The organism is Primorskyibacter sedentarius, assembly GCF_004342065.1.
Taxonomy (GTDB): domain Bacteria; phylum Pseudomonadota; class Alphaproteobacteria; order Rhodobacterales; family Rhodobacteraceae; genus Primorskyibacter; species Primorskyibacter sedentarius.
This window is the reverse complement of the sequence record NZ_SLZU01000050.1, coordinates 1-7,904: the sequence shown is the minus strand read 5'-3', so window position 1 is coordinate 7,904 and position 7,904 is coordinate 1. Positions and strand designations below refer to the sequence as shown.

Below are 7,904 nucleotides of genomic sequence, written 5' to 3'. Positions count from 1 at the left end.
CGCTCCGGTGAATATCCCAAGTCATCGTCCTATCCCGCCCACCTGAAAAATAAAGGAAAAGTAGAGCAGCGGACAACTTCCCTGACACAGGGGGGTATCGTTGATCATATTGTCGAGGTCACCGATGGTGACATTGCCGCAGCGGGTCGCCGACTTGATGAAGTAGATGCGCTCCTGGAAACGATAGCTTCAAATCCAAATTCAGGCGTCCGGCTGACCGGCAAACTGGACGGATGGCTCGTGCGCCACGGGGGCGCTGGCCACCGGCTGGCCATCGTATTCAAACCGGACTTGGATGCCGAGATCATATATCTTGCGCTTGTCGCCTTCGGCGGCAGAGATTGGATGAAGGTGGCATCAGCAAGACAGATATTCGCGGACTGATTTCAGAACCGGGCTTTATGCAAAAACCCTAGACCTGACCTTCGCTGCGATCGGCCTGAATGCGTGGGTCCCCGGAGGAAGCGCGGGAAGCGGCCGCTCTCTGTGCGCTACATGAACGGCCGCTATAACGGTACAGCTTAAACTTGGTTCCGGGATGTTTCGAAATCGGCTCTCAGGGGCGCAGTGTCGTAGATAATGGTCATCCGGCTAAAGCGCTGCCGGTCCGCGGCCAGCTCAAAGACATCGACACATTCGAACTCCACGACCTTGCCGCTGGCCAAGGTCCACACGTAGCGAAAATGTAACGCGACAGAGCGGCCGTCGGCGGAGCTGTCAAAGACGTTGAGGAGCGTCGTCTCTGATCGGGAGGTATCCGCGAAAAGCTCGGCATAGAAGTCGTGCGCGGGTCGGACGCCGTAAAGCGGCGAGACTATCTCGGCGACAGGGGTGAACAGGGCACGTACGCCTTCCAGGTCGCCCGCATTCAGGGCAGAAAGGTAGCGATGGCAGAGGTCTTCGAGGGTCATTCCGGTCTCCTTTGGGGAATTGCGCCCGGACGCCTCTAAGCCAGTTGAGCCGCCCTTGGGCGGCGGCTTATCTGATCGTCACACATCATCGAGCCGCCGTTAGGGACGGCGGTAATAGCTCGTTATCTGACGGGAAGTGATCATTAGGGGTCTGTATTAGTCCTATGTGTCCTTGTCAAAAGAATTAGTCTCTGGTCCTTTCGTGTAATTGGGAACCTGTCTCGCGAGCCGATGTGGTCGGTATTGCGGAGCCAATGCTGCCGCCCTCAACGCACACATTCAAGGGCGGCATTGAGCCGGGCGAGGAGATGCATGCCCCGCTGCACTCGCGAAGGTGTTCGCCCTGGCCATAGTCGCTAATGGGATGTACCGGCTGCTTCACCCAGCAGGTTAGGCTTGGCCTATTACTGCAAATAGGAGAAGTAGAATGGCGAAGAACTATTTTGTTGAGCTGATGTCGGTCGGTATCGACATTGGCAAAGATGTCTTTCACTTGGTCGGCTTTGATCACGATGGGCGGCTTGTGTTGCGCAGGAAGATCAAGCGGCTGGCATTGACGGCGACATTTGAACAATTGCCACGCTGTATCGTGGGCACGGAAGCCTGCTTGAGCGCCCATTTTGTGAGCCGGACCCTGTGTGGGTTGGGATTTGAGCCTCGGATCATTCCTGCGATTTACGTAAAGCCTTTCAACAAAGGGCAAAAGAACGACTACAATGATGCCGAAGCTATTGCGGAGGCCGCGTTGCGTCCAAACCTCAAAACGGTTTCCGAGAAGACACAGGAGCAACTGGATTTGCAGGCGCTCCATCGAGTTCGCTCACGGCTTGTGTCGCGACGGACGGCTGCCATGAACCAGATCCGTGCCTTTCTGATCGAACAAGGCATCACTGTCAGACGTAGTGTCGCCGCGCTGCGTAACTCGCTTGAGGCCAATTTAAACAATCGCAGTAGCGAATTGTCCCTGCGTATGCGGAGATTGATCTTGGGGCTTCAGCAGGACTGGATCTGGCTGTACAAAAGGATCGAGATAACCACCGCCGAAATCAAAGAAGTCAGCGAAACTGAGCCGGGTTGCCAGCGCCTCATGACCATTCTAGACATCGGCCCGTTGATCTCAACTGCCATGGTCGCCGCTGTCGGCAAAGGCGAAGCCTATGACCGTGGACGCGATTTTGCAGCTTGGCTCGGGCTGGTGCCACGACAAAGCAGCACGGGTGGGCGCACTATATTGGGCAGCATCACAAAACGAGGCAGTCGGTATCTGCGCATGCTCTTTGTCCAAGCCGCACAGGTCATCATGATGCGGCCGAACAACTGGCACAAGTTCAGCTTTGGCAAATGGTTGGAAGCGGCAGCTACACGCATGCAACACAACAAGGTTGTCTTCGCACTGGCCAACAAATTGACCCGGACTGCATGGAGCGTTCTGAACTCAGGCAAGGACTTTGATTGGAAAGGAAAAGAGATAGCGGCTGCGATCTGATCGGATCAAAACCGCCAGCGACGTTCGTAAACCTCAAATGCATGGACCGAAACGAGACGCACCCAAAGTCTGAGAGCCCAAATGGTCTTCGATGATCTGGTCAGTAATAAGACAGCGGCGCGTGCGCACTCCCAACAGGGTCACGGCAAAAACAAAGCCGATTGATAGGCCGGATACATATCAGCGACTTCCTGAAGACATGCGATTGATCACTTGCGAACAGCAGCCGGTACATACATTGGGCTCCGTGCCGACCTCGGATGCGCTGCGGCATCTGGCGATCGACCCGGAGCTGCTCCAGCAGTTGCGGCTCCGAGCCGACTTTAAGCACGGGCTCCGAATGCTGCAGTCGCAGCCCGAATTGCCGACATTCGCCGTGAGCGCGAAAACCAAACGAAAGTCGCACCGACGCACCACGGACCAAACAGGCTCTCGTTCAGCGACAAGGTTCGTGCCTCAAAAAAGGGGGTATGGCACTTTCCTTTTGTTTTTGGGGCCTTCGCGCGGTATTATCACCAGAAAGAAATTTACCATAATTCGCGTTTATTGGGCGGAGATCACAATGCCGCAGATCGTTCAAGTCGCCGCCATCACCCTCGCCACGCTCGGCACTGGCGCGGTAACGATGTCGGTCATGAACGAGGACATCCCCGACCTCGAGGTGCCCCAGGGCCCATGGATCTCGAGCGGCGCGCTTGATGACCGGTCCTTCGAAATCCTCGGTCGTGACGAAAACAGCGGCGCGGTGTTCGATGGTCTTTTGGCTTTCCGCAATGGCACATTCCAGTCTGCCGACTGTCAGGAATACTGCAACTTTGGCTGGTCCGACTATCTGACCAAAGAGATCGACGGCGTGGTCCATTTCACCACGACCGCGGCCTGCCCAGAGGCACCACACACGGTGGTCTTCTACGGACAGGTCAAGGGCGACGATATTGCTCTCGAGCTGACGTGGACAACCCGGCGTTGGTACTGGACAAACCAGATCGTCATGACGGCCACCGGGGCAATGGTGCCCACCACTGGCGCGAGAGCCGAGGGCTGAGGTACACATCTTGAAACCGGCCGGAGCGTCTTATGGCACCATCGCCCTCCGGATCGTGGTTCTCATCGCCATTCTCGTGCTTGCCACCTGGTGCGCGCACCTAATCCGTGATGCGTTGAACCTGCAGATCAGACCGGACAACGAGCAGCAGGTGCATCGTGCCATCATGCTCGGCGCCGTGGCCTATATTGGACTTCTAGCTCTGCCCTTCGTGCCGGGCGCTGAGATCGGGTTGGCGATGCTCGCCACTTTCGGAGCGGCCATCGCGCCGTTGATCTATGTCTGCACCGTTGCCTCAATGATGCTGGCATTCGCGGTCGGTCGTTACCTGCCCATCAGCGCACTCGAGCGTCTTTTGTCGTTTCTGAGGATGCGCCGCGCAGCCTCACTCGTCGCCCGGGCCGCCCCGCTGCCGCAGGACAAAAAGCTTGAAATGCTGCTAGACGGTCAGTCCAAACGCGCGCTCAGCCTTGCGTTGCGCTACCGCTATTTCGCCCTCGCGCTCGCGGTAAACACACCGGGCAACTCCGTGATCGGTGGCGGTGGCGGCATTATGCTTATGGCCGGGCTAAGCGGGATTTTCTCGCCTCTGGCGACCCTTGCGACCTTGGCGCTCGCCGTCTCCCCTGTGCCCCTCGCAGTCGTATTCTTCGGGCTACAGATTTGACTGCAGCTCTTTGGAATTGACCAGTGTGCTTTGGGTCTGCAGTCGCGAAATAGCGATCCGCGTAAGACCCTGCCGTCAGAAACAAGACGCATTACGATCTCGGAACCGGTGTTTGGAGCGACCCCCCGGAAAGATCGTCTCGCAGGCGATGCAGTAACCGCGCGGCTAGCGGGTGGCTGTGTAGAAAATCACACGGGCAGGCACCCTGACATCCTGCTCACCCGCGAATGCCCCGTAACCTGCAGTCATCCCTTTCGCGATGCTATCCATCGCGGATCTCTCTTCACCGGGCTTTGCAAACTGGGAGACGGCTCCGCGAAAAGGACCTATTGCAAGCATCATGGCTGTAATGTCAGCCGCGGCACCGATCGGCGTGAGGTGGGTATCGATCTCTTCCGCGGCCACATCTGCAAAGCCCGTCCTGGAAAGCAGGTCTGTCACCATCTCCACATTGGCGAATGCCATTGGGCCTGGAGTCGATGGATCGGGCTTTGGCATCTCTGGCAGTGCGTCTGCCAAGGCCTTGCCAGGCACCGAGAACCAAGGGTTGTGTTGCGGACCGGCCCACGTGACGAATGTTATGCGACCGCCGTCTTTGAGAGAGTTGCCGATATTGGCAAAAGCAACCTGCGGATCTGGAAAAAACATGGTCCCGAACAATGAGATCACCGCGTCGCACTTGACGTCAGAGAAAATGAAAGTCTGCGCATCACCCTGGACTGGCAATATGTGTGGCACGTCTTTTGCACGCTCCTCGACCCGGGCAACAAATGCGTCAGCGATGTCGAATGCGATCACGCTCCCCTGGGGACCAACACGCTCAGCCGCGGCGAGCGCCAGCGCACCGGAGCCGCACCCGAGGTCGAGAACCTTCTCTCCGGACCGCAACGCGGCGCGTTTCAGCAGCTCATTCTTGATGGGGCTGTGTGCCCTTTCAATCGGCGCTTCATGATCGATCCAAGCGTGTGCAACGGCACTCCAGTCCATAAACCCACTCCCCAAATGCATAAAACTTCATGAATGGTGCTGCACTTCGTATGAACAAGCAATGACTGTGTGCTGGATCGCGACTCAGATGAACAAGGGTTCAGCCGACAATGAAGATCGAATAACGTAGGTTTTCTGGCGAAATGACTTCCGTAAGGCCCATTTCTACGTGGCTGCCTTGGGCTCGCTTCTGACTTTCGGCAGCACGGCAAGAGCCAGGTTTGACAGCCTAATTCTGCCGTTGAGGAACGGTCCAGATCGGCCGACCACTCTGGCCATAAGATGCCGGAGTGCGGGCCGTCGAAGGAAACATTCGCTGCAGCGCAAAATTACGGGTGCAGTCAAACCAAAGTCTATGGAGAAACCGGACTTGTACGGCACCTGCGACGCTCATAAGCATTGGTGGCACAGAATAAGGCGTGAGGTCGATGTCAAACATTCTCGATACTCTGAAACACATCAGTGAAGAGATCACCAACGAAGCCGATTGGGGGCAACCTGCCCAATACATCCCGGAATTGGCCGAAATTGACCCCGCACAACTGGCGATAAGTGTCTGTACCGCAGATGGCAAAACACATTCCACAGGCCAGTCGGACAAGCCATTTTCGATCCAGAGCGTGTCCAAGGTCTTCTCGCTCATCGCGGCTTTGGGGCGTACAGGGGATCAGCTTTGGACCCGCGTAGGCTGCGAGCCATCAGGCACCTCCTTTGATTCAATTGTCCTACTGGAAAGCGAGCGCGGCCAACCGCGAAACCCCTTTGTGAACGCGGGCGCCATCGTCACCACAGATGCCTTGCTGTCTGGCCGGGAGCCGAAGATGGCGCTTGCCGAAATTCTGGGACTGATCCGCGCCATGGCAGAAGATGACGATATCCATATCAACGCAGAGGTAGCAAAGTCGGAACAGCGCACTGGCGAGCGGAATAAGGCCCTCGCGCATTATCTCGCTTCTTACGGCAACCTCCTGAACCCACCTGACCTGACCCTTGGGACATATTTTCACCAATGCGCGATTGAGATGACAACTGTTCAACTGGCCCGCGCTGGACGCGCGCTTGCCGGACTAGATGGCGCACCAAACATCCTGCCCGCCCTGCGTGCGCGGCGCTTGAATGCCTTGATGATGACCTGCGGACACTATGATGGGTCGGGCGATTTTGCGTTTAAGGTCGGTCTTCCCGGAAAAAGTGGTGTTGGCGGTGGGCTTCTTGTGATTGTGCCCGGTCGCGTTTCCATCGCAATTTGGTCACCAGGACTGAACAAATATGGTAATTCCAAGGCCGGGACCCGAGCTGCTGCGCGATTGAGCCGGTCCATGGGCTGGTCCGTATTTTGACGCGTAGACAAACGGCGCTTTTTTATCCAATCAGACAGAATGGATATGGTGATAGCGGCCCTGTGCTGCCGCTCGTATTCAGCTTGTGTCGCCGCGGCACGGCGCGTTGAGCCTGCCATTTGCTGCGGGTGCAAAAGTTGGCGGTATTACCTGATCTCAATGCGCGAGTCCCGAGTTGATACTCTTGGACGCTGCTGTAACGGCACATGGTCCCGGGCAAAAACCTGTGGCATGTTGCGGAGATGAAAGAACTGCAACGTACAATCAGGTTGCTCTACACCGGTCAAAGCCAGCGCGCCCGGCGGTTTCGCTATGGGCTGATCGTTTTCGACGCGGTGACCATCGTCTATTTTATTGCAACTGCCGCGCTGCCCGCGACGCCGATCACGACATCGGTGAATGCCGGGCTCGGCCTGCTCATCTTTCTGGACCTCGCGGCTCGATTCTGGACCTCCGATAACCCGCGTCGGGAATTGACGCGCATTTACAACCTTGCCGATCTGATTGTTTTGCTGTCTTTGCTATTGGCGCCGCTTGTCGCCTCGAGCTTCGCATTCCTCCGCGTGCTACGAGGCCTGAGGCTGATCCATGCCTATCACCTGCTGCGTGATCTTCGACGCGAAAGCCTTTTCTTCCGTCGCCACGAGGACGCGATCCTCGCTATGGTCAACTTGTTTGTCTTTATCTTCGTAACCACGTCGTTCGTCTTCGTGCTGGCCTTTGATGAAGAGGCTGGCATTCCTGGCTATGTTGATGCGCTCTACTTCACGGTGGCGACGCTCACGACCACGGGCTTTGGCGACATCACCATGACAACGACCGAGGGAAAGCTGTTGTCGGTCTTTATCATGGTCGTGGGTGTCGCACTTTTTGTGCAATTGGCGCGCGCCATCTTCCAACCCTCGAAGATCAAGTACAAATGCCCGGAATGCGGGCTGAACCGGCACGAACCGGATGCAGTTCACTGCAAGCATTGCGGCGAGTCATTGAAGATCGAGACGGCGGGCGAGACAGGAGCATAAACTCCAGCACTTCCCCATGACTTCCAGTCATTGCAGCCGGGCATTTGAAAAAGGCAATCGGAAAACGCGGCATCCCAAGCCCGCGCGGTTCCGCGGGATGGCTGCTGCGTTGATCAAAACGTACAGTTCCGGCTCATTCCCGAAATTGGCGATGCCTTTGAGCTCTGCGGTGCCGCGACCTGAAAGCGGATGGGGTGGGTAGCTCCTGCTCCCCCGGCGTCGCAATGCGCCATTCTGCAGTTGTCTATCACTGCCGGGAAAGGAACTACCCAATGCAAGTTACAACTGTCGGCATTGATCTGGCCAAACATGTTTTTCAGGTCCATACGATTACCAAAGATGAGGAGGTTGGGTGTTGTCACGTTAACGGGCCTGAGGTTGCTGGTTCATTGATCTGGGCGTAGGCGGTGTTGATGCAGACACAGAAGATCAGTTACAAACGCCAT

The 7,904-nt window shown here is 56.7% G+C and carries 8 protein-coding genes; 6 read left to right on the top strand and 2 right to left on the bottom strand.

Annotated features, from left to right (window positions below; translation table 11 throughout):
- A partial coding sequence (locus EDD52_RS23085; protein ID WP_243652081.1) for a hypothetical protein occupies window positions 1-384 on the top strand: 384 nt, incomplete at its 5' end.
- 137 nt (window positions 385-521) lie between these two features.
- Here EDD52_RS23085 and EDD52_RS23080 read toward each other — a convergent pair.
- Complete coding sequence (locus EDD52_RS23080; RefSeq protein ID WP_132248968.1) at window positions 522-911, bottom strand: nuclear transport factor 2 family protein; 390 nt, start codon at window positions 909-911, stop codon at window positions 522-524.
- Window positions 912-1,338: 427 nt separating this feature from the next.
- On the opposite strand from EDD52_RS23080, the gene EDD52_RS23075 reads away from it, so the two are divergent.
- The 3 genes from EDD52_RS23075 (at window position 1,339) to EDD52_RS23065 (ending at window position 4,109) form a co-directional block, all read left to right on the top strand.
- Window positions 1,339-2,397, top strand: coding sequence for an IS110 family RNA-guided transposase (locus tag EDD52_RS23075; RefSeq protein ID WP_132248967.1), 1,059 nt, complete (start codon window positions 1,339-1,341; stop codon window positions 2,395-2,397).
- A gap of 562 nt (window positions 2,398-2,959) precedes the next feature.
- Window positions 2,960-3,442, top strand: a complete 483-nt coding sequence (locus EDD52_RS23070) for a hypothetical protein (protein WP_132248966.1) — start codon at window positions 2,960-2,962, stop codon at window positions 3,440-3,442.
- A gap of 10 nt (window positions 3,443-3,452) precedes the next feature.
- A complete protein-coding gene (locus EDD52_RS23065) occupies window positions 3,453-4,109 on the top strand; it encodes a hypothetical protein (RefSeq protein ID WP_132248965.1) in 657 nt (218 codons plus the stop codon).
- A gap of 165 nt (window positions 4,110-4,274) precedes the next feature.
- Here EDD52_RS23065 and EDD52_RS23060 read toward each other — a convergent pair whose 3' ends face one another.
- Window positions 4,275-5,096 carry a class I SAM-dependent methyltransferase gene (locus tag EDD52_RS23060; protein WP_165907658.1) on the bottom strand — a complete coding sequence of 274 codons (822 nt, stop codon included), beginning with the start codon at window positions 5,094-5,096 and terminating at the stop codon, window positions 4,275-4,277.
- A gap of 428 nt (window positions 5,097-5,524) precedes the next feature.
- Between EDD52_RS23060 and EDD52_RS23055 the strand changes: the two genes are divergently transcribed.
- The gene (locus EDD52_RS23055; RefSeq protein ID WP_132248963.1) at window positions 5,525-6,436 is read left to right on the top strand and encodes a glutaminase; all 912 of its coding nucleotides are present in this window, start codon (window positions 5,525-5,527) and stop codon (window positions 6,434-6,436) included.
- A 242-nt stretch (window positions 6,437-6,678) separates the two neighbouring features.
- Window positions 6,679-7,458 (top strand): ion channel, encoded by a 780-nt coding sequence (locus tag EDD52_RS23050; RefSeq protein WP_132248962.1) that lies wholly within the window; start codon window positions 6,679-6,681, stop codon window positions 7,456-7,458.
- Window positions 7,459-7,904 lie beyond the last annotated feature (446 nt).

Coding starts and splice junctions, on each gene's coding strand:
- EDD52_RS23080 (WP_132248968.1), bottom strand. CDS start 911: ATGACCCTCGAAGACCTCTGCCATCGCTACCTTTCTGCCCTGAATGCG.
- EDD52_RS23075 (WP_132248967.1), top strand. CDS start 1,339: ATGGCGAAGAACTATTTTGTTGAGCTGATGTCGGTCGGTATCGACATT.
- EDD52_RS23070 (WP_132248966.1), top strand. CDS start 2,960: ATGCCGCAGATCGTTCAAGTCGCCGCCATCACCCTCGCCACGCTCGGC.
- EDD52_RS23060 (WP_165907658.1), bottom strand. CDS start 5,096: ATGGACTGGAGTGCCGTTGCACACGCTTGGATCGATCATGAAGCGCCG.
- EDD52_RS23055 (WP_132248963.1), top strand. CDS start 5,525: ATGTCAAACATTCTCGATACTCTGAAACACATCAGTGAAGAGATCACC.
- EDD52_RS23050 (WP_132248962.1), top strand. CDS start 6,679: ATGAAAGAACTGCAACGTACAATCAGGTTGCTCTACACCGGTCAAAGC.